Raw genomic sequence first — 21617 nt, forward strand, 5'->3', positions numbered from 1 at the left:
GCTTGAAAAAAATAAATTGATGCTTATTTTTAAAATAAAAATTGAAAAAATAAAATAAAGGAGGTGAGAATATGGCTGATTTAACACTTTGGCGTCCATTTCAAGAATTAAGAAGGGAGATGGATCGTATATTACAAGAATTTTTTGGTAAAGGTTGGTTAACAGAAAGATTTGAAGGTATAGAATGGATACCAGCTATTGATGTTTCAGAAACTGAAAATGAAATTATCGTAAAAGTTGATGTTCCAGGTGTAAATCCTGAGGATATGGAAATTAGTATTTCAGATAATGTATTAATAATTAGAGGTGAAAAGAAGAAGGAGGAAGAAGAAAAGAAAGAAAACTTTTATAGAATGGAAAGATACTATGGTAGTTTTATGAGATCAATCCAGTTACCTTGTGAAGTGGAAGAAGACAAAGTTTCAGCAACCTATAAAAATGGTGTATTAAAGATAGTATTACCGAAGAAGCCAGAAGAAAAGAAGAAAGTAATTAAAATCAATGTTGAAAAATAAAGATTTAAGTGAAGAAGGGAGGAAAAATTTTTCCTCCCTTCTTTTTCTTTAATTTTTAAAGTGATCAAATCCTTCTGGTTTAATTTCAACTTTTTCAGTTCCTCTTATTAAATAAAGCTTTTTTTCTTCTATTATTTTTCCTATTTTAAATAAGGTTTTTTTAAGCTTTTTAGCTATTTTTTCTAAATTTTTAAGGTTATTTTCTTTAACTGTAAATAAAAGGGCATAATCTTCTCCACCGTATAAGGCATCTTCTAAGGTAGCAAATTCACCTTTAGGGATTTTTTCTTCCCAAATTTCTGCACCTGTTTCATTTTCTTCACAAATTCTCCAAAGATCAAGGAGAAGTCCGTCAGAAATATCAATCATAGAGGTTACTAAATTATTTTTAGACAAAACTTTTCCAAGTTCAATTTCTGGTTCAGGTCTTAAGTGAGCTAACTTTACAGACTGAGGTATTTCCTCTAAGGATTTGCTTTTAATTAATCTTAAAAAAGCAGAACTTTCTCCAAGAGGTCTTGAAACAAAGATAAATTCACCAGGTTTTGTTCCTTTTCTCAGAATGGGATTTTTAGTTTCTCCAATGAGAGCCAAATTAACAAAAAAGGAAGGACTTTTTACAGTGTCTCCACCTACTAAAAAAGCTCCATATTTTTTAAGAACAGAGGTTAATCCTTCCATAAAAGGATCAATCCAAAATGGTTCTATAGAGTGTGGAGAGCCTATGGTTAGAAGAGCCCACCTGGGCTCTCCTCCCATAGCAGCTATATCACTTAAATTTGAAGTAGCAAGTTTCACCCCTAAATCAAAAAAAGAGGTATAAGCAAATCGGAAATGAATTTCCTCTACCAAGGCATCTGTAGTGAGAAGTAAATACTTTTTATTACCTAATTTTATGACTGCACAATCTTCATTTTTAGATTTTAAAACTAAAAAATCTTCTACAAGGTATTTTTTAAGATATTCTATCCAATCTTTTTCTGTCATTTATTCAGCTGCTATTAATTCTGACTCACTGAAAAAGAAGTGTATTTCCTTTTGAGCAGATTCAGGGCTATCAGAACCATGAACAGTATTTTTTTCTTTGTTTAAGCCAAAAAGCTTTCTTATACTGCCTTCTTCAGCTTCCTTAGGATCTGTTGCTCCCATTATTTCACGCACTCTTTTTATGGCATTTTCCCCTTCAATAACCATTGCCACAACAGGACCAGAACTTATATAATCTGTTAGACTTTCATAAAAAGGACGCTCTTTATGAACAATGTAAAATGCCTTTGCCTGTTCTTTTGTAAGCCTTAATTTTTTAAGAGCAATAACCCTCAATCCCTTTTCTTCAAAAATGCTAATAATTTTACCAATAAGATTTCTTTCAACCCCATCGGGTTTGATCATAACAAGAGTTCTTTCCATAATACCACCCTCCTCCTTTTTGAAGATTTTTAACTTTTAAATAGAAAATAAATTCCTGTTATTATAAAAAGGGTTCCTAAAATTTTTAAAAGAGTAAGTTCTTCTTTTAAAAATAAAATTGCAAGTAAAGTTGCAACTAAGGGATAGGTAGAGGTTAAAGGAACAATCTGAGAGGCATTTTTAGTTTTAAGAAGAGAAAAATAGGTAAACATTCCTAAGAAACCTCCAAGAATGCCACTCAAAGAAAGTATTCCTATATTTTTAATAGTAAGCGAGGAAAAATCTGAGTGAGAGCTTACTAAAAGCGTTAAAGAAATCCCTATAAGAGCTGCTAATGTTCTTATAAAAAGTGCAAGTAAGGGTTCAACTCCCTTTAAGCCTATTTTTTCTATAACAGGAGACATACCCCAGAAAAGAATAGTTAAAAGCCAAAGTATTAAAACATTTTTGTCCATTTTCATCTTCGCAAAATAGCTATCAATCTTTTAGGATTTAAGATTAAATCAAGCGCATCCAAAGGGGATTTTACTACTATATCAGAATTTAAAAGGGTTTCTACTGCACATCCCTCATTTAGTATGACTGCAATCCCTATTCTGGCAGTTTTTACCATTAACCTGTCATTTTTTCCGTTTCCCAAAGCTATAACATGTTCGCTTCCTAAGGTTTTAACAAAATTTTCTTTTTGTAAATCCTCATTTCCTGATTCTAAAATGTGTATTTTAACCTTAGCTTCTTTTAAGGCTTCTTTTGCTTTTCCAAAAGTATCAGCAGTAAGTATATAAATTTCAAGAAATTTAGATAATTGATTTAATTTTTCTATCACTCCTGGTACTAAAATTCCGTCTACAGAGAGAGTTCCTGTAAAATCAGAAACTAAATATTTTAGAATAAGTTTTTTTTCTCCTGGAATTTCAATTTCTATCATAAAAAACAATTAAAATACTTTTGTTAAATAAAAAATAACATCAGAAAAAAGGGTAATAACAGGATATATTATTTTAGAAAGAATACCAGTAATAGCTAAAAAAATGATAAAAAAGAAACCGAAAAGTTCTGATCTTAAATAACTTACCCTCAGGGAAAGAGGCAAAAATTTTACGATTACTTTACTTCCATCAAGGGGAGGTATGGGAAGTAGATTAAAAATTCCAAGACCTATGTTTATTTTTACACCAAGATAGCACATAAGAGATAGGGGTTCAGAAATGACAAAATTTTGAAAATTTAAGTTTATATTACTAAAAATATTGAAAAATAAGCCAAATAAAAAGGCTAAGACAATATTGGATATTGGACCAGCTAATGAAACTAAAGCCATGTCTCTCCAGGGATTTTTAAAATAGTTTGGATTTATAGGCACAGGTTTTGCCCATCCTATAGCTTGAGTAATAAATAAAGTTAAAGTTCCCAAAAAGTCTAAATGTTTAATAGGATTCAAAGTTAATCTATCAGCAACTTTAGGAGTAGGATCTCCGAGAATATAAGCCACAAGACCGTGAGAAAATTCATGTATCGTTAAAGCAAGCAATAAAGGTGGAGTAAGAAATAGAAATACTTTTAGATCAAACATTAATATTTCAATTTTGCTATATATTTTATATTTTTTAGTATAGAAAGAGCCATTTTAACCTGAAAATCTTCCTCAGGTTTGGGAAACATTTTAAAAACTTCCTCTTCTTCCTTTTTTGAATTCTTTTTTTCAGGAAGCTCTATTTCAGGTAGCTCTATGTCAGGGGTTATACCCACTTTATCAATGCAAATCCCTTTTGGTGTGTAATAGTAGGCAGTAGTCAATTTTACTGCATAACCCTCTTCCAATGGAATTACGGTCTGCACAAGTCCTTTCCCAAAACTTTTCTGTCCTAAAATAAGAGCTCTGTCGTTATCTTTTAAAGCACCAGTAACGATTTCAGCAGCAGAAGCGGTTCCGTGATTAATTAAAATAACTATAGGATAAGCATGCTTTCTTTGAGGTGGATTAGGCTTTGCTTTAAATTCCATTTGTGCTTCTTTATTTTTTCCTTTTACAGAAACAATAACCCCATTTTCTAAAAATTCGTCTGCTACATCTACGGCTGAGGAAAGAAGACCTCCTGGATTAAATCTTAAATCAAGTATAATTCCCTTAATCTGCTGTTCGTTTTCCAATTTTTCGAGAGCCTCAACTAACTCTTGTGGTGTTTTTTCCTGAAAACTTGTAATTCTTACATAAGCATACCCTGGTTCAAGTATTTTAAATTTTACACTTTTTATAGGAATTACATCTCTTACCAAAGTGATTTCTTTTATATCCTTTTCGTCTCTTAAAATAGTAAGGGTAACCTTAGTTCCCTTGGGACCTCTTAAAAGTTTTACTGCTTCAAGTAAGCTCATTCCTTTGGTTGATTTGTCATTAATTTTTAAAATTTTATCTCCTGGTTTTATCCCTGCTTTCCACGCAGGAGTGTCCTCTATAGGAGCAACCACAGTAATGACCTCATCTTTAATGGTAATTTCTATTCCGATTCCTGTAAAACTTCCCTTTGTTTCTATTTCTAACTCCTTATATTCGTCTGGTTTCATTAAGGAAGAATATGGATCAAGAGAATTTAGCATTCCATTTATAGCACCATAAATGAGATCTTTAGGATTCACTTCAGTTACATAGTTTTCTTCAATTAATCTTAAAACCTGTGAAAAAAGTTTAAGATATTTATAAATTTCTTCATTTTTTTCTTTGGCTTCTTCAGAAAAGCCATAATTGAAGATTAAAAGAAAAACAATTCCCAGAGTTAAAAATAAATAAATTTTCAAATTTTTAAGAGCCTTATACATACTAATAACTCCTTATAAAGTATAGAAATTTCTAAAAATTAAACACCTAAATATATTTTTTTCAAGATATTGTGCTTATTAAAATTCTGAGATTATTTTACAAGCTTGAAAAATAGATAAAAAGTGATTTAATTATGAGACTAAAAAGCACGTCTAAGGGTTGGGGTGTCCCTCTTTAGAGGGATGCTTGGTTAAAATCCACCTTAGACGGAAGTAAAAACCCCAAGGGAGGTAGAGAGAATGTCACACATTACCATGAAACAGCTTCTTGAAGCTGGTGTCCACTTTGGGCATCAAACTCGTAAATGGAATCCCAAAATGAAACCTTTTATTTTTGGTGAAAGAAACGGGATTCACATCATTGATTTACAGCAAACTTTACACTACTTTGAAATTGCCTATGAATTTGTAGTAAATTTAGTTTCTCAAGGAGGTAAAATTTTATTTGTAGGTACCAAAAAACAGGCACAGGAAACTGTCAAAGAAGAGGCTGAAAGATGTGGAATGTATTATGTAGTTCACAGATGGCTTGGAGGAACACTTACCAATTTTAAAACCATAAGACAAAGTGTAGAAAAGCTTAAAAGACTTGAAACTTGGTTTCAAGATGGGACTATCGAAAGATTTGTTAAAAAGGAAAGATTAAGACTTGAACGTTTAAAAAATAAACTGGAAAGAAATTTGGCTGGAATTAAAAATATGGAGACTCTTCCTCAGGCACTTTATATAGTAGATCCTGTGCATGAAGAAATTGCAGTAAAAGAAGCAAGAAAACTTGGAATACCTATTATAGCTATAGTTGATACAAACTGCGATCCAGATCTTATTGATTATATAATTCCCGGAAATGATGATGCTATTAGAGCCATAAAACTCATTACCAGTAAAATTGCAGATGCCTGTTTAGAGGGATTAGAAATTTATAAAGAAAGAATGGCAGCTCAGACCGATAAAGAAGTTTCTGTTGAAGAAGAACTATTAAAAACAGAAGAAAAACAGGCAGAAGAGATAATCAAAGAAATACTTTCTGAAGAAGAAAAAGAAATAAAATTTGAAGAAGAAGCGGCAAGACTTATGGATAAAGAATAAAAAATTTATAGTAGGAGGAAGAAATGGCAGAGATTAGTTTAGAACTTATAAAACAGCTCAGAGAAAGAACAGCAGCAGGGTTTATGGACTGTAAGAAGGCGCTTGAAGAAGCTCAAGGAGATATAGAAAAAGCAATTGATATACTCAGAAAAAAAGGACTTGCTATTGCTGCTAAAAGAGCAGCTAAAGAAACTTTAGAGGGGGTTATAGCATCTTATATTCATAGTAATAAAAAAATAGGTGTTTTGGTAGAGGTAAATTGTGAAACTGATTTTGTAGCAAGAACAGAAGAATTTCAGGAGTTTGCTCATAATATTGCTATGCAAATTGCTGCAACAAATCCCGTTGCCATAAGTAGAGAACAAGTTCCTCCAGAAATACTCGAGAGAGAAAAAAGAATTTATGAAGAACAATTAAGAGAGGCTGGCAAACCTGAACATATCATTCCTAAAATCTTAGAGGGAAAATTGGAAAAATTTTATAAAGAAAGCGTACTTCTTGAACAGCCTTTTATCAAAAATCCTGATATCACTGTTCAAGATCTTTTAAATGAACTTATGGCAAAAACAGGAGAAAAGATTGTAATAAAAAGGTTTTGCAGGTTTCAAATAGGTGAATAAAAAGTGGATAAGCCAAAATATAAAAGAATACTTTTAAAAATCTCAGGAGAGGCTTTATTAGGAGATAAACCCTTTGGAATAGATCATCAAGTAGTAAAGGGTATAGCAGAGGAGTTAAAAGAAGTTTATGATTTAGGGATAGAATTGGGTATTGTAATAGGCGGAGGTAATATTTTTAGAGGGATTAAGGGACAAGAAATAGGAATGGATAGAGTAAGAGCGGATTATATAGGGATGCTGGCTACTCTTATAAATGCCTTAGTAATGCAAGATGCATTAATTTCTAATGGTGTTCCCTGCAGAGTTATGTCAGCTTTTGAGGTAGTAGAAGTTTCAGAAACTTACATTAGGGAAAGAGCGCTCAAACACCTTGAAAGAGGTAACATTCTTATTTTAGCCTGTGGGACAGGTAATCCTTTTTTTACTACAGATACTGCGGCAGTTCTAAGAGCTCTTGAACTTAATGCAGATATTTTATTTAAAGCCACAAAAGTAGACGGAGTTTACGATAAAGATCCTATGAAGGATTCTTCAGCAAAAAAATACGAAGTTCTTACTTTTGACGAGGCTCTTGAAAAAAAGTTGAGGATTATGGATGCTACCGCCTTTTCTTTAGCAAGGGACTACAAATTACCTATTTTGGTTTTTAATCTTTTAAAACAGGGGAATATAAAAAGAGCGATTTTAGGAGGTGATGTAGGAACATTGATAAAACCTTAAAGGAGGAGGTGGTAGATTTGTGAATGAGGCTTTAGAAGAATTAAAAAAGAAAATGGAAAAAAGTTTTAAAAATTTTAAAGAAGAACTTTCACATATAAGAACTTCAAGGGCATCTGTTGCGCTTCTTGAAGCAATAAAAGTAGATTGTTATGGAACAAAGCTACCTATTCCTCAAATAGCTACTATAAATGTAGTTGAAGGTAAAATGCTAGTTATACAACCCTGGGATCCGAACTTAGTAAAAGAGATTGAAAAGGCTATTCAAAAATCAGACCTTGGTATTACTCCGACAAGTGATGGCAAGACCGTAAGACTTGTTATGCCACCTTTAACTGAGGAAAGAAGAAGAGAACTTATGAAGGTTGCAGGAAAACTTGCTGAAGAGGCAAGAATAGCTATTCGCAATTTAAGAAGAGATGTTCTGGAGAAATTTAAATCAGCTAAGAAAAAAGGAGAAATTTCTGAGGACGATTACATTCAATTAGAAAAGAAAGTGCAGAAGATAACAGACGAATATATTGAAAAAGTAAACCAAGCTTTAAAAGAGAAGGAAAAAGAAATTTTAGCTCCTTAAGAATGAACCAATCTTCAAATGATGTTATTTTAGATCCTTTAAAACTTCCCCAGCATGTTGCTATCATTATGGATGGAAACGGTAGATGGGCAAAAAGTAAGGGCTTGCCAAGAATCTACGGTCATAAAAAAGGGGCGGAAGTAGCAAAAAAAATTATATACAAAACGAGAGAACTCGGAATACCATATCTTACTCTTTTTGCTTTTTCAAAAGAAAACTGGTTGCGTCCAAAGGAAGAAGTTGAAACTCTTCTTGATTTATTAAAAATTTATTTAGATACCGAACTTGAAGAAATGAATAAAAATGGCATAAGGCTTAAAATAATAGGAGACATAGAAGATCTTCCAAAAGATCTAAAAGAAAAGTTAGAGTTTATTGAAAGGGTTACAGAAAAAAATAAGAACATGGTTCTATGCTTGGCTTTAAGCTATGGAGGGAAAAACGAGATTCTAAAAGCAGTAAAAAAAATAGCAAAAGAGGTGAAAGAAGGGAGAATTTCTCCAGAAGATATAGATGAGAAACTGTTTAGAAATTTTTTAGACACCAAGGACATTCCAGATCCTGATCTTCTTATAAGAACAAGCGGAGAGATGAGAATTTCAAATTTTTTGCTTTTTCAGTTAGCCTACACAGAATTCTACTTTACTCCTGTTTATTGGCCAGATTTTGATGAAATAGAATACCTTAAAGCTTTAAAGTCTTATCAACAAAGAGAAAGAAGATTTGGCAGAATTTATGAACCTTAAAAGAGTAATTACAGCATTTATTCTTTTTCCTTTACTCGTTTTTATTCTTTTAAAAGCAAACTTTTCACTTATAATTTTTGTTCTTCTTCTTGTAGCTTTTCTGTGTTTCTATGAGTGGAAAAATCTTTATAATTTTTCTTTCTTTTTATGGGTGTTGGGAGAAATTGCACTTCTAACCAGCTTTTTAGGTATTTTATTATGTAAAATTCCCCCTTTTTACGCACTATATTTTTTTTTCATTTTCTCTTTTTTATCTTATTTACTTAATTTTGAAAAAGAAAAATTCAAAAACGGCTATTTTCCCCTTTTTGTCGGTTTCATATATATTTTTATAGGTCTTTATCCTTTTGTTGAGATATTAAAAGAGTTTAAAAGAGAATACTTGGTTTATTTTTTTTCTGTTGTCTTTGCTAATGATACAGGAGCTTATATTTTAGGGAAAACCCTTGGAAAGACCCCTTTTTTTTCCAAAATATCTCCTAAAAAAACTTGGGAAGGCTTTTTTGGAGGATTGTTTTTTGCCCTAATTGTGGCAATTTTTCTAAATTATTACTGGAATTTTTTCAAATTTGAGATTAACATTATTGTGTCTTTAGCTCTCTCTATTTTTGGAACAATGGGAGACCTTCTTGAATCTGCTTTCAAAAGGATAGTTGATAAAAAGGATTCAGGTAGTATTGTAGTTGGACATGGAGGAATACTTGATAGAATAGATAGTGTGTTACTTTCTTCACCTCTTTTTTTAATAATTTTAAAACTATTAAAATAAAAAATGATTCCTTCCCTTGAAGAAGCTTACTTTCTTTTAAAGAAAGAAAAAGTTCCTGAACATATTATCAAACATTCTGAAAAAGTGGCTCTTGTATCTTTATTCATAGGTTGTTTTTTGAAAGAAACTGGTGAAAAACTTGACCTTAATTTATTGGTTACAGGAGCGCTTTTACATGATATAAAAAAATATGAGTCTATATTGAGAGGAGAAAGTCATGCTATTCTCGGAGATGAATTTATGAAAAAATTAGGTTATCCAAGGATAGGAGAAATTATAAAAGCTCACATTTACTTAGAAATAGTGCCTTCAGATGTTCCCATTACTGAGGAAGAAATAGTGCATTATGCAGACAAAAGGGTAATGCATGATAAAATAGTAACTTTAAAGGAAAGATTTGAAGATCTTAAAAAAAGATACGGCAAAAACAGAGAAGCTATTTTAAGATTAGAGAATTTGGAGAGATTAAATTATTTGCTTGAAAAGCGAATTTTTGAAAAACTTCCTTTTACACCAGATAAGATCTTAGAATTAGAAAAGATAAGGGAGGTTAAGGATGTCCTCTTTTACTGCATTGAAGGTTGCACTTCTTGCTGGCGGAACCTCCTCTGAAAGAGAAGTTTCTCTTAAGGGAGCAGAAGCAGTAAAAAGGGCTTTAGAAAATATAGGACACAAGTATGAATTTTTTGACCCAGCAAAAGACTTACCTAAACTTGCAAAAAGGGCAAAAGAATTTGATTGTGCTTTTTTGGTGGTTCATGGTTCTGGGGGAGAAGACGGAACCTTGCAGGGCTTTCTTGATTCTATAGGACTTCCTTATCAGGGCTCAGGTGTTTTGGGTAGCGCTCTTGCTATGCACAAAGGAATATCAAAAACTTTATATAAACTTGCTAAACTTAAAGTTCCTGAGGGAAAATGTTTCTCTAAAGACTACTCTTTTGAGAAAATTAAAGAATATGCAAAAAAGATTGATTTTCCAGTAGTTGTTAAACCTGCAACACAAGGCTCAAGCGTAGGTTTAAGTATAGTAAAAAAAGAAGAAAACCTAAAAGACGCAGTGGAAAAAGCTTTTGAGATAGATGAGGAAATAATCGTAGAAAAATACCTTAAAGGAAGAGAAATAACAGTAGGGATATTAGATGATAAACCTTTACCTGTTGTTGAAATAATTCCAAAGGCTTCAGAGGTATTTGATTACCAGACTAAATATACTCCAGGTCTTGCTGAAGAAATTTGTCCTGCAAGGCTTTCTTCCGCTTTGACAAAAAAGGCGCAAAAATGCGGGCTCATAGCACATAAAGTTTTAAGATTGAGAGATTACAGTAGAACTGATATGATAGTTGTAGGAAATGAAATTTATGTTCTTGAGACAAATACCATCCCTGGTATGACAGAAACGAGTCTACTACCTCTTGCTGCTAAAGTTGCTGGATATACTTTCGAAAATCTTGTTCAAAAATTACTTGAATTAGCTTTAAAAAGAAAGTCTTAAGAATAAATCCCTTGTTTTATTTTTTGAGCTTCAATTCCTACAAGAAATATCCAATCTTTTAAAAGATTTTTAAAAGAAGATTCTGGTAAAGTTTCTAAAATTTTATCCATTTCTAATGCTTGAGCTAAAAGAAAGTTCCCTACAGTTTCAGAGGAGGCTTCATCTAATTCCATATTACACACTCTTTCTAATAATTGAAAACTTTCTTCGAGTTTTTGAGATATTAGATTTAACCTCTCTTTTTGAGTCCTTTCTAATAACTCCTTTGCCTCTAATTCAGAAAGAGCTGTTTTAAAGTATTCTTCAAAAATGCTTTTTTCTCTCTTTGAAGTTACAGATTCAGTAGTAAAATTAATTGGAAAATTAAATTTTGAGTCTATTTTCATAAGGAGTCTCCTATGAAATATTTTAATAATATTATCGGAAATTTGCAAGAAAATTTTAACAACCTCTTTTTAGTAGTTGTTATAATAGGTTTTTTTATTTCAAGCTGTGGCTGGATAGCTGTAGGAGGGGGGGTTTATGAAGGTTATAAAATGGGGTCCGATCCAAGAAGTGTGGGAACTCAAATTGATGATGCAACTATTACTGCAAAAATAAAGTTAAAACTTTTTGAGGATCCTATAACCAAAGCTCGCAAAATTGATGTAGACACAGTAAATGGAGTTGTAACTTTAACAGGGGTTGTAGAAAGTGAAAGGGAAATTGAAAGAGCTATAGAAATTGCAAGAAGTGTTAAAGGAGTTAGAAAGGTAGTAAATAATTTAAAAATAGGAAAAAGAGGTATAGGGACTTACTTATCTGATAAAGAAATTACTACAAAGGTCAAGCTCAAGCTTATAGAAGATCCGGATCTCAAGGCACTTTCAATTGATGTAGACACAGTAAATGGAGTTGTAACTTTAACAGGGGTTGTAGAAAGTGAATATCAAAAAAGAAAAGCTATAGAGCATGCTAAAAGTGTTTCAGGAGTAATTAAAGTAATTGACAATTTACAAATAAAAACCAAATAGCTATGGCTGATAGTTTTTACCTTGGAAAAGGTTTCTTTCGCTCATAAGTTTTCTTATATAATTTATAACTTCCATTTTTCTTGCAATCCAAGAAGGAGCTAATATATCTTCAGCTCTTGCTTCAGAACACAGTCTGTGGATAACGGTTATAGGAGGTAAATATGTTAAGGCTTCAGCAACAAGTTCTGCATATTCTTTCATTTCTAAAGGTTTATACTTTCCTTTTAAATACATTTCTTCCATTTTTGATCCCTTTGGAATGTAAAGGGCGTGAAATTTAATTCCGTCTATTTTAAGTTTCGCTAAAGTTTTTACAGTTTCCATCATCATTTCTTTTGTTTCACCTGGCAATCCAAAAATGATATGCACAACTACTGGTATACTATTTTCTTTAAGAAGCTCGTAAGCTTTCAAAAAATCTTCAAAGGTATGCCCTCTATTAATAAACTTTAAAGTTTCATTATGTATGCTTTGAAGTCCAAGTTCTATCCACAGATAATAACCTCTTTCTTTATAGCTTTTTAATAAATTGATAATTTTTTCATCTATACAATCGGGTCTTGTTCCTATTGCCATTCCTACAATAGAAGAATCTATAAATACTATATCATAAATTTCTTTTAGTTTCTCTATAGGAGCATAAGTATTGGAAAAAGATTGAAAATAGGCTATAAACTTTTTGAAATTTTTCTTTTTAAAAATTTCTAAAAAAAACTTTACTTGGTCTTCTAAGGTCTTTCCTTCTTTGTAAAGACCTGTTCCAGAACCTTTTGGATCACAATAGATGCATCCTCCCAAACCTTTAGTTCCGTCTCTATTTGGACAGGTTAATCCTGCATCCAAAGGTATTTTTTTGACTTTTTCTCCAAACTTTTCCTTTAGAAATTCATTTAAAGTATAATAAAGCCTTGTGTTACTTTTCATAAATTTAAAAATAAAGTTGTTTGCCAAAAATTTCAACTTTGATTATATTTTTTATTTTAAGATAGATTAAGTTGAGAGGTGATTTAATAATATGAAGTTTTTGGAAAATTTTGATGTAATTGTAATTGGGGCAGGGCATGCGGGGATTGAGGCAGCTTTAGCAGCAAGTAGAATGGGATGCAAAACTTTAGTTCTTACCATAAATCTTGAGCGTATAGGAGCTATGAGTTGTAATCCTTCTATTGGTGGAATAGGTAAAGGGCATCTGGTTAAAGAGATTGATGCCCTTGGTGGAGAAATGGCTCTTGCTATCGATGAAACAGGAATTCAATTTAGAAAACTTAATACTAAAAAAGGTCCAGCAGTGAGAGCAACTCGTGCCCAGGCAGATAGATTTAAATATCAGGAAAGAATGAAAAGAGTTTTAGAAAGGACTCCCAATCTTTACCTAAAGCAGGCTTTAGTAACAAGACTTTTGGTAAAGGATAAAAGAGTAATAGGGGTTGAAACAAAAGCAGGAGAACAATTTGGAGCAAAAGCAGTAGTTATAGCACCTGGAACTTTTTTGCACGGGCTTATTCATATAGGACTTGAAAGCTTTCCTGCAGGAAGAATGGGTGATCCTCCATCTAATAGGCTTCCAGAGCATTTAAAAGAGCTCGGTTTTGAAATGGGGAGATTTAAAACAGGGACTTGCCCAAGACTCGATGGAAGAACCATAGATTATAGTAAACTTGAAATCCAGTGGGGAGACTTTCCTCCTCCTTTGTTTTCTTTTAAAAATAAGGGTAAAAGACCACCTCTTCCACAAGTGCCCTGTTTTATAACTTATACTACAGAAAAAACTCATGAAATTATAAGAAATGCCCTTGATAGATCTCCTCTTTTTACAGGAAAAATTAAAGGAAGGGGAGTAAGATACTGTCCTTCTATTGAAGATAAAGTCTTTAGATTTCCTGATAAAGAAAGACATCAGGTATTTCTTGAACCAGAGGGGCTTGATACAGTAGAGGTTTACCCCAACGGAATAAGTACAAGTCTCCCCATTGATGTGCAGTGGGAAATGGTAAGAAGTATTCCAGGGCTTGAAAAGGCTGAAATTTTGAGACCTGGTTATGGAATAGAACACGATTATGTGATCCCAACCCAGCTAAAACATTCATTAGAAACAAAGTTAATTTCAGGTCTATTTTTAGCAGGGCAGATAAACGGAACAACAGGCTATGAAGAAGCAGCTGCTCAGGGACTTATAGCAGGAATAAATGCAGCCCTATTTGTAAAAGAAGAAGAACCTCTTATCCTTGATCGTTCCCAAGCTTATATAGGAGTTTTAATAGATGATTTGGTAACCAGAGGGACAGATGAGCCCTACAGAATGTTTACTTCCCGAGCAGAGTATAGATTACTTCTAAGAGAAGACAATGCAGATTTAAGGCTTACTGAAATTGGAAGAAAATTAGGGCTTGTTGATGATGAAAGATGGAGCTTGTATCTTGATAAAAAGGAAGCACTAAAAAGAGCTATGGAATTTTTAAAAGAAACAAAAGTTTCCCCAGATCTTGTAAATGGCTATCTCCAGAGTATAGGTTCTACTCCCCTTAAATCTGGAATAAAACTTTATGAGCTTTTAAAAAGACCAGAGGTGGAAATAAAAGCTCTTTCAGAGTTAATACCAGATTTGAAAGAATTTTCAGACGACATTTTATCTGAAATAGAAACAGAAATAAAATACAGCGGTTATATAAGCAAGCAGCTTAAGGAGGTTGAAAAATTTAAAAAGCTTGAGAATATGAAACTTCCTGAGTGGCTCAACTATTATGAAATACCTGGGCTTTCTAATGAGATGAAGGAAAAGTTTAGCAAAATAAGACCTACTTCAATAGGACAGGCTTTAAGAATTCCCGGGGTTACTCCTTCAGCTATATCCGCTATCCAGATTTATCTGAAAAAGCATTCTATATCTGATACAGTTTCTAAATAGAGGAGAATAAAATGGGATTAAAAGAAACGAAAGCTTACGAATTTTTAAAATTTACTAATTTATCCTTAAAAACTCTTGGTTTAAGGGAGGCTTCGGTTCCTTCGGCACCACCTTTTAAAGAGTATCAAAATGTGCCTAAAATAAAACTCTTAATAGATGAGTTTCCTAAAACTCCAAACTTTTTTGAAATTTTAGCTAAAAGAAGAAGCAGAAGAGGTTATAAAAAAGCGCCCTTCTCTTTAAAAGAAATTTCTCTTCTTTGTTATGCTGCTCAGGGGATTACAGGTATTGCTGGATCTTATTTATTAAGAACTGCACCTTCAGCAGGAGCTTTATACCCTATAGAAACTTATTTAACTGTAAATTATTCTTCTGAAATTAATCCAGGAGTTTACCATTTAGAAGTAAGGGATTTTTCACTTGCCCTTTTAAAAAATGGATATGTAGGAAAAACATTAAGTGAATTAGCTCTTGGTCAAGCTTTTTTAGCTAATGCAAGTGTTATTTTTATCTGGTCTGCAGTTTTAAGTAGAACTATTTCTAAATATGGAAGCAGAGGTTTAAGGTATATATTTATGGATGTAGCACATATATGTCAAAATGTGCTCTTGGCAAGTGAAGCGCTTGGATTTAAAGCTTGTCCTGTTGGAGCCTTTTTTGATGAAGAATTAAATAAATTTCTTGACTTAGAGGAAGGAGAAAGTGTAATTTATATGACAGCAGTTGGAAAATAAATTTTTATTCTTGTGAAATTTTCTTTTTTGCTTTTTCTTTTTGATATTTTTTCCAGGGTTTTTCCTTTTTCTTTCCGTGGGTTATCTTTCTATAAGATAGTTTTTCCATTTCTTCTTCTGATTGAGAAGAAATTTCTTTAAAAGGAATAATTTTAAAAGGTTTAGGAGATACCTCAAATTTGGGACCATATTTTCTTAGAAACTTTTGATCAATTGAAGGTCCTTTAAGTGCTTCATAATTTATTTTATCTGCGAGAAAAATTTTTTCTCCGAAAACATAGAGATTTACATTAAGGGTGATAAGTTTTGGAAAAACCTCAAGAAGTAAACAACCCTTTACTTTTGCCCAATTTTGCGCCAGTTCTTTGTCAGAAAAAAGCGGAATAAGAGAATTGCAAGGCTTCCACATTCCTTCCACAGAAATTTTTAGCCAGATTTTTGGCTTGACAAATGTCCAAAGAGTAGTATATTTATTAATTTGTGAAAATTCAATTTTTTGAGGAGGTGAGTAATATATAGATTTTGGTTTAACTAAATTGAAATTTTCTGAAATTTCAAAAAAATCTTTGTAATAATAAGAAAATAATTGTTTTAATGTTTCTAATCTTACTTTTTTAAATTTTTTAGTAAAAATTAGAACTTGAAAAATTTCTTTAATTTTAAAAAATCCATTATTATCAGGTATTAAACCAAATTCTTCTGGATGATGGGCTAAAAGGTAAAGGAGAAATTTAAATAATAAATTATTTAGCATTGAATAAGAAAGATTAATGAATTATTTTTTAATAAACTGTTTAAAAAACCGATTTATATTATAACATAAATTTACTAAAAAAGAGGTGAGTAAAAAGGATATGGCTATTAAGGATTTACAAGAAAAAATTGTAGAACTTGGGAAAGCTGGTCAGCTTACTTATGATTTGTTAAATAAGATGTTACCTGAGGAGTATAATGATCCTGATAAGATGGAAGAAATTTTTGATCTTCTCGAGTCTTACGGAATAGAGTTGAAAGAACTTGATCCTTATGAAAAGGAAGAATTTATAGAGAAAAAAGTTCAGGATAAGATAAAAGAGTTGTCAACCTTTGTAGAGGGTGAGCTTGAAGAGGAACCTGTTTCTGAACCAGGGACTGAGGAACTTCTTTCTCTATATTTAAAAGAAATGGGTAAATATGAGCTTTTAACTCCTGAAAGGGAAGAAGAATTATCAAGACAAATAAGAGAGGGATTTGAAAAAATAATAGAGTTAATCGAAAATACAAAACTTTCTTATAAGGAGATTAAAGAACTTAAAGAGGCTGTAAAAGAATGGAGAAAAAGAGATCCTAATCTGAAACCTAAGAAAAGTTATGTAAATTATCTTGAAAATACTATAAAAGCTTGCGAAGAAAAATATAAAAATCTCAATAAGAAAAACATTTTGAACTTTTGTGAGCAAATAAAGAAATATATTGCTCAGATTGAAAAAGCAAAAGATGAAATGGTTAAAGCTAATTTGAGATTAGTGGTATCTATTGCTAAAAAGTATATAAGACAAGGGCTTCCTTTGGCTGATTTAATTCAGGAAGGAAATTTGGGTCTTATGAGAGCAGTTTACAGATTTGATTATAGAAAAGGTAACAAATTTAGCACCTATGCTTCTTGGTGGATAAGGCAATCTATTACCAGAGCTATACTTGATAAAACTCGCACTATAAGACTTCCCGTTCATTTCTTAGAGTTAAGAAATCAAGTATTTAAAGTTTTTTATGAGCTTTCTAAAGAACTTGGAAGAGAACCTACTCCAGAAGAACTTTCACAAAGAACAGGAGTACCTTATGAGAAAATTTTAGTTATTTTTGAAACCTCAAAAGAGCCTGTATCTTTGGAAACACCAATTGGAGATGAAGATAGCACCCTTGGCAACTTTATAGAGAACAAAAAAAGCCCCTCACCCTATGAAATTGCAAGAAAAAAGGATATTTCAGAAAAATTGAAAAAATTCTTAGCAACCCTTTCTCCAAGAGAAGAAAAGATAATCCGTATGAGGTTTGGTTTGGGAGAGTATGGAGGATACACTTTAGAGGAAATTGGATACATGTTTAAGGTTTCAAGAGAAAGAATAAGACAGATTGAAAAGAAAGCTCTTGCTAAAATGAGACAGATTGCACAAAAAGAAAAATTTGACCTCAGAGATTAAAAAGTCCTTCCTGTTTAGGTTTTTTAGGTTTTGGAGAAAAACTTTTAAAAGGAAAGTCTCTAAAATATGAAGAAATTCCTCTGTTTAAAGTAAAATTAAAAACTTTTCTTTCTTTTACTGAGGTAAAATAAAAACCCTTTTTTGCCCTAGTTAAAGCAACATAAACCAGCCTTTTTTCCTCTTCTTCTAAGGTATCTTCAAATAACTTTAAAGGTATTATCCCTTCTTCAGCTCCAACCAAAATTACATATTCAGCTTCTAATCCTTTTGACCCATGAATAGAAAGAAAATTTACTCCTTCTTTGTAAGGGTTTATAAAATCAGAAGGTTCGAGGGACTTCAGATAACTTATAAATTTTTCTTTATCTTTAAAAGATAGTGCCCATAGGTTTTCCAAAAAAATTTTAATTTCTATATCACTATTTTTAATAAGTTCTTCAACAGGAACAAAACTATTTTCAATTTTATTTAAAAATTGGGAGATTTTTTCAAATGAGTTTAAAGCCTCCTCTTCTACAAAGTTCACAGGAATTCCCTCGCTTAAAAATTTATTTTTTAGGGACAAAAAGATGTTTTTTATCCTTGCAATAATAAAAATTTCCTTTGGAGAGACAGATTGATATTTTTGAGTTTCTAATTGGAGTCCACCTAGAAGATTTTTAACTAAATTAACAAGATAATCTTCTTCCTCAAAAGTATTTGGAAAAAGAAACCCTTGAATAATTCCCTCTTTTCTAAGACCTTTGTAAGGTGGAACTTTCCAAGGAGCATTTTTAAATTTTTCAGCATAATCTAAAATCTTTTCTGGGCAGCGGAAACTTATTGTTAAATTAAGTATTTTCATCTCGGGTTTAAATTTTTGCCAGAACTGATAAAGAGCATTAAGATCAACTCCTCTGAAACTGTATATAGATTGATTAGGGTCGCCAAAGAGAATAAAATTGGCTTTCTGAAAAGGTATGAGAAATTCTAATAAATCAGGTGAAAGATCCTGAAATTCATCAATAATAAAATAATACCCTTTGAATTCGGGTAGAGGTAGTTTAGAAACTTCGTAAAGCAGAAGTTCAAAGTCCATCAAATTCTTAGATTTAAGGTATCTAAAATAAATTTCCCTATTTTTTCTATCCCTTAAGGGATTTTTTACTTTTGGGAAAAGATTTTTTAAAATTTTATTTTTTTCCTTTTCCGAAATTAAAGAAGGTAGTTTATTAAAATAGTCTTTCCAGAGATCGTAAGCAAATCCGTGAAAAGTATCAACCTTTATAAAGGTTAATCCCTCTTTTTCTAAACGAAATTTTAATTCTTGAGAAGTTTTAACAGAATATGTTAAAACAAGAATTTTTTCTGGAGAGAAGTTTTTTTCTTCTAAAAGATATCCGATTTTTTTAACGAGAGTATAAGTTTTTCCTGTTCCTGGACCTGCTATTACAGTAAGATCTCCTTCCTCTAAAAGAACCCTTTTTTGTTCTTCAGTTAATTCAAACATTATACAAGTATAAACTTGCTTGTTTTTTTAGTATTATTTTATATAATTTTTAAAATTTTAGAAACAAGAGGGCTAAAATTGATGAATAAAATTGAAAAGATCTATTTTTATTTTCTGCTTCTTATTATAATCTTTTTTGGCATTTACCTTAGATTTGAAGATGTAAAGTTTTGGAAAAAAAATAAAGAACTTTTTTTCTACAATAATTCTCCAATTTATAGTGAATATGATTCCTATTATTTTGCAAGACTTGCTTTGGATGTAAAAGAAGGAAAGTTTAAACCAGGAGCAATAGATAATTATAGATTTTTTCCAGATAATTCTTCAAAAGCAATGCTTGATGAGGATAACAAATTCTATGTAAAATATGCAATTTCTGGAAATTTTATAAGTATTATATGGGCATATCTTTCTGACTGGTTTAATATTTCTCTTGAGAAATTAACTTGGTATTTAATACCTATTTTGGCAGTTTCCGTTGCTATTCCAGTGTTTTTTTATCTTAAGGATCTTGGATATCCCTATGCTGGATTGATAGGAGGAGTAATTTCTGTTTCAGCTCCCATGTATTTATCAAGAACAAATCTTATGAGGCTTGATCACGATGTTTTAAATTTGGCTCTCCCAATTTTCATAGCCTATACTTTTTATAAATTCTTTGAAACCTCTGAGAAATGGAAAAAATATACCTGGATTTTAATTTCTTCTTTCTTTCTTATATTATATCAGCTCTGGTATGCTCATCCCAATCTTAACTTTGTTTTGATTATAATGTTTTTATTAAGATACTTTTGGGATAAAAAACTAAACTGGAAAAGAGAAGATATAATTTTTTTAGGTTTACTAATTCTTCCTCAACTTTGGTATGTATACATAGGACCTATTCATCTATACAAACAGGTAAAAACTTTAGTTTTCAATATTAAAAGCCCTACTGCTGCAGAACTTCTTTTTAAGGACTTTCCAAATATATTTATGTCTATTTCTGAATTGCAAAAAATGAGCTTTTGGGAGGTTTTATCTGCTGTTATTTTTAACAAAGTTCTTGGAGTTTTTGGCTTAATAGGTGTTTTTTTACTCTTTCTTTTTCATTTTAGGAAACTTCTTTTTTTACTTCCTTTTTTTGGAATTGGACTCTTGTCTTTTTTTTCTGGAGCAAGATTTGCTATGTATCTTTCTCCCTTTATTGGTATGGGACTTGGATACTGGATCTATCTTTTATTTAAAGATATTTTACCATTCTTTCACATTTTAGAAGAAGAAAGAAAGCAGAAAATAACTGTACTTTTAGTGGGAATAGTTATTTTTATTACTACTTTGATAGTTCAAAAAGAAGCAAAAGAAGCATTAAGTCTTCACAGTACTCCTAAGGTGTTTTCTCCTCTGGTGAAAGATATGGAATGGCTAAAGAAAAGTACTCCCAAGGATTCTGTAATTTGGACTTGGTGGGATTACGGATATGCCTTTCAGCTTTATTCAAGAAGAGCAACTTTTCATGATGGGGGATCTCAAGAAAGTCCCAAGACCTATTTTATAGCTCGCTCCTTTGCCACCTCTGACCCGAAAGAAGCCTGGCTCTTAACTTCCTTTGTCTCAAATTATGGTTTAACAGGTCTTGCCAAACTTTTAAAAGAGGGAATACCTGCCAAACAGATTGTTGAAGAGATAAAAAGTGGCAAATTTTGTCAACCTATTAAAAACCCTGTTTATTGGGTTTTTACAGAGGATTTAATAGCTAAATTTGGGTGGATTCATTATTTTGGTAGCTATGATTTTGATAAAAAAGAAGGTATTTTTGGTAAAATCATAGCACCTACATGTAAGCTTCTTTTCAATAATTTAATTCAGTGCGATGAATTAAATAATGCTATCATAGATTTAAACAATGGTTTAATCACTGTTTCTAACAGAACTATACCAGTAAAAGATTTTTATTATTATGATGGAAAGAACTTGACTAAAAAGAAATTTTTTGAACAAGGTCTGACAGTAGAAATAGTTAAAGGAAGAAACAATCAGACAGCCCTTTTTATTCTTGAGCCTCCTTCAGATGAAACCCTTTTTAATGAAATGTTTCTTTTAAGAAAGTATGATCCTAAATATTTTGAGCTGGTTTTGGATGATTTTCCCAATATGGTTGTTTATAAAGTGAAGTCAGAATACTTAAAATATTCAAAATAAGAGGGGAAAGTAAAAGAAATGATTATTAATTTAGAACAAGTTGAAATGAAACCTCATCCTAAATTTAAAGGAGTAAAAATTGGTTTTATTACCACTAAAGAGAAAACTCCAGAATTAAGTATTACCCTTTTGGAAATTGAAAAAGAAGTTGTCATTCCTGTTCATATTCATGAGAAAGAAGTAGACACGATTTTTATTCTTGAAGGAGAAGGAGCTTTATTTTTGGAGGACAAAGAGTATAAAGTAAAGAAGGGAGATATAGTTGTAATTCAAGCTGGTAAAAAACATGGGATTAAAAATATAGGTAATACTCCGTTGAAATGTTATATTGTTCATGCACCAGCTCTCTGGTAGGTTATTCTT

Annotated in this window: 25 protein-coding genes; 15 read left to right on the top strand and 10 right to left on the bottom strand. The window is 31.6% G+C overall.

The genetic code is table 11. From position 1 onward, the window contains the following. The first annotated feature begins 71 nt into the window (after window positions 1–71). The gene (locus tag ACLGLP_RS05385; RefSeq protein ID WP_492112255.1) at window positions 72–515 is read left to right on the top strand and encodes an Hsp20/alpha crystallin family protein; all 444 of its coding nucleotides are present in this window, start codon (window positions 72–74) and stop codon (window positions 513–515) included. 48 nt (window positions 516–563) lie between these two features. On the opposite strand, the gene thiL is transcribed toward ACLGLP_RS05385, so the two are convergent. From thiL to ACLGLP_RS05415, 6 genes are read right to left on the bottom strand one after another with little or no spacing between them, the layout of a single operon-like run. Continuing rightward, complete coding sequence (gene thiL / locus ACLGLP_RS05390; RefSeq protein WP_492112256.1) at window positions 564–1502, bottom strand: thiamine-phosphate kinase; 939 nt, start codon at window positions 1500–1502, stop codon at window positions 564–566. Continuing rightward, window positions 1503–1925, bottom strand: a complete 423-nt coding sequence (gene ndk, locus ACLGLP_RS05395) for a nucleoside-diphosphate kinase (RefSeq protein ID WP_492112257.1) — start codon at window positions 1923–1925, stop codon at window positions 1503–1505. Window positions 1926–1954: 29 nt separating this feature from the next. Continuing rightward, window positions 1955–2380, bottom strand: a complete 426-nt coding sequence (locus tag ACLGLP_RS05400) for an EamA family transporter (RefSeq protein WP_492112258.1) — start codon at window positions 2378–2380, stop codon at window positions 1955–1957. A gap of 2 nt (window positions 2381–2382) precedes the next feature. After that, window positions 2383–2853, bottom strand: a complete 471-nt coding sequence (locus tag ACLGLP_RS05405) for an HAD family hydrolase (RefSeq protein WP_492112259.1) — start codon at window positions 2851–2853, stop codon at window positions 2383–2385. 9 nt (window positions 2854–2862) lie between these two features. Further along, complete coding sequence (locus tag ACLGLP_RS05410; RefSeq protein WP_492112260.1) at window positions 2863–3498, bottom strand: site-2 protease family protein; 636 nt, start codon at window positions 3496–3498, stop codon at window positions 2863–2865. Continuing rightward, complete coding sequence (locus tag ACLGLP_RS05415; RefSeq protein ID WP_492112261.1) at window positions 3498–4742, bottom strand: S41 family peptidase; 1245 nt, start codon at window positions 4740–4742, stop codon at window positions 3498–3500. The genes ACLGLP_RS05410 and ACLGLP_RS05415 overlap by 1 nt, the downstream gene beginning before the upstream one ends. Window positions 4743–4982: 240 nt before the next feature. On the opposite strand from ACLGLP_RS05415, the gene rpsB reads away from it, so the two are divergent. Genes rpsB through ACLGLP_RS05455 form a run of 8 tightly spaced genes read left to right on the top strand, consistent with a single transcriptional unit; the run spans window position 4983 to window position 10752 of the window. Next, entirely contained in the window at window positions 4983–5831 is an 849-nt protein-coding gene (rpsB, locus tag ACLGLP_RS05420; RefSeq protein ID WP_492112262.1) for a 30S ribosomal protein S2, read from the top strand. 23 nt (window positions 5832–5854) lie between these two features. Beyond that, complete coding sequence (gene tsf / locus ACLGLP_RS05425) at window positions 5855–6451, top strand: translation elongation factor Ts (RefSeq protein WP_492112263.1); 597 nt, start codon at window positions 5855–5857, stop codon at window positions 6449–6451. A gap of 3 nt (window positions 6452–6454) precedes the next feature. Further along, on the top strand, window positions 6455–7171 hold the full coding sequence (gene pyrH, locus ACLGLP_RS05430) for a UMP kinase (RefSeq protein WP_492112264.1): 717 nt from the start codon (window positions 6455–6457) through the stop codon (window positions 7169–7171). A gap of 52 nt (window positions 7172–7223) precedes the next feature. Continuing rightward, the gene (gene frr, locus ACLGLP_RS05435; RefSeq protein WP_492113735.1) at window positions 7224–7745 is read left to right on the top strand and encodes a ribosome recycling factor; all 522 of its coding nucleotides are present in this window, start codon (window positions 7224–7226) and stop codon (window positions 7743–7745) included. Window positions 7746–7747: 2 nt separating this feature from the next. Beyond that, a complete protein-coding gene (gene uppS / locus ACLGLP_RS05440; RefSeq protein WP_492112265.1) occupies window positions 7748–8491 on the top strand; it encodes an undecaprenyl pyrophosphate synthase in 744 nt (247 codons plus the stop codon). Beyond that, on the top strand, window positions 8481–9260 hold the full coding sequence (locus ACLGLP_RS05445) for a phosphatidate cytidylyltransferase (protein ID WP_492112266.1): 780 nt from the start codon (window positions 8481–8483) through the stop codon (window positions 9258–9260). Before uppS ends, ACLGLP_RS05445 begins: the two co-directional genes overlap by 11 nt. 3 nt (window positions 9261–9263) lie before the next feature. Then, on the top strand, window positions 9264–9872 hold the full coding sequence (locus tag ACLGLP_RS05450) for an HD domain-containing protein (protein ID WP_492112267.1): 609 nt from the start codon (window positions 9264–9266) through the stop codon (window positions 9870–9872). Continuing rightward, window positions 9817–10752 carry a D-alanine--D-alanine ligase family protein gene (locus ACLGLP_RS05455; RefSeq protein WP_492112268.1) on the top strand — a complete coding sequence of 312 codons (936 nt, stop codon included), beginning with the start codon at window positions 9817–9819 and terminating at the stop codon, window positions 10750–10752. Before ACLGLP_RS05450 ends, ACLGLP_RS05455 begins: the two co-directional genes overlap by 56 nt. On the opposite strand, the gene ACLGLP_RS05460 is transcribed toward ACLGLP_RS05455, so the two are convergent. Further along, window positions 10749–11138 (bottom strand): hypothetical protein, encoded by a 390-nt coding sequence (locus ACLGLP_RS05460; RefSeq protein WP_492112269.1) that lies wholly within the window; start codon window positions 11136–11138, stop codon window positions 10749–10751. The two genes, ACLGLP_RS05455 and ACLGLP_RS05460, sit on opposite strands and share 4 nt — an antisense overlap. Before the next feature lie 12 nt (window positions 11139–11150). Between ACLGLP_RS05460 and ACLGLP_RS05465 the strand changes: the two genes are divergently transcribed. Further along, window positions 11151–11765, top strand: a complete 615-nt coding sequence (locus ACLGLP_RS05465; RefSeq protein ID WP_492112270.1) for a BON domain-containing protein — start codon at window positions 11151–11153, stop codon at window positions 11763–11765. Here the strand turns inward: ACLGLP_RS05465 and mnmL are convergent, their stop codons facing one another. Then, complete coding sequence (gene mnmL, locus ACLGLP_RS05470) at window positions 11766–12689, bottom strand: tRNA modification radical SAM protein MnmL/YtqA (RefSeq protein ID WP_492112271.1); 924 nt, start codon at window positions 12687–12689, stop codon at window positions 11766–11768. It lies immediately after the preceding gene. A gap of 91 nt (window positions 12690–12780) precedes the next feature. Between mnmL and mnmG the strand changes: the two genes are divergently transcribed. Further along, window positions 12781–14670 carry a tRNA uridine-5-carboxymethylaminomethyl(34) synthesis enzyme MnmG gene (mnmG, locus tag ACLGLP_RS05475; RefSeq protein WP_492112272.1) on the top strand — a complete coding sequence of 630 codons (1890 nt, stop codon included), beginning with the start codon at window positions 12781–12783 and terminating at the stop codon, window positions 14668–14670. 11 nt (window positions 14671–14681) lie between these two features. Continuing rightward, window positions 14682–15404 (top strand): SagB/ThcOx family dehydrogenase, encoded by a 723-nt coding sequence (locus tag ACLGLP_RS05480; protein WP_492112273.1) that lies wholly within the window; start codon window positions 14682–14684, stop codon window positions 15402–15404. Between the two features lie 4 nt (window positions 15405–15408). Here ACLGLP_RS05480 and ACLGLP_RS05485 read toward each other — a convergent pair whose 3' ends face one another. After that, window positions 15409–16158: a hypothetical protein gene (locus ACLGLP_RS05485; protein ID WP_492112274.1), complete on the bottom strand. Its 750-nt coding sequence runs from the start codon at window positions 16156–16158 to the stop codon at window positions 15409–15411. Between the two features lie 100 nt (window positions 16159–16258). Between ACLGLP_RS05485 and ACLGLP_RS05490 the strand changes: the two genes are divergently transcribed. Beyond that, window positions 16259–17584: a sigma-70 family RNA polymerase sigma factor gene (locus tag ACLGLP_RS05490; RefSeq protein WP_492112275.1), complete on the top strand. Its 1326-nt coding sequence runs from the start codon at window positions 16259–16261 to the stop codon at window positions 17582–17584. Here the strand turns inward: ACLGLP_RS05490 and ACLGLP_RS05495 are convergent. Beyond that, window positions 17574–19073, bottom strand: a complete 1500-nt coding sequence (locus ACLGLP_RS05495; RefSeq protein WP_492112276.1) for a UvrD-helicase domain-containing protein — start codon at window positions 19071–19073, stop codon at window positions 17574–17576. The two genes, ACLGLP_RS05490 and ACLGLP_RS05495, sit on opposite strands and share 11 nt — an antisense overlap. 81 nt (window positions 19074–19154) lie before the next feature. On the opposite strand from ACLGLP_RS05495, the gene ACLGLP_RS05500 reads away from it, so the two are divergent. Next, a complete protein-coding gene (locus tag ACLGLP_RS05500) occupies window positions 19155–21254 on the top strand; it encodes an STT3 domain-containing protein (RefSeq protein ID WP_492112277.1) in 2100 nt (699 codons plus the stop codon). Between the two features lie 18 nt (window positions 21255–21272). Beyond that, window positions 21273–21608: a cupin domain-containing protein gene (locus ACLGLP_RS05505; RefSeq protein WP_492112278.1), complete on the top strand. Its 336-nt coding sequence runs from the start codon at window positions 21273–21275 to the stop codon at window positions 21606–21608. Window positions 21609–21617 lie beyond the last annotated feature (9 nt).

The organism is Caldimicrobium sp. SLHALR3 (assembly GCF_058692735.1).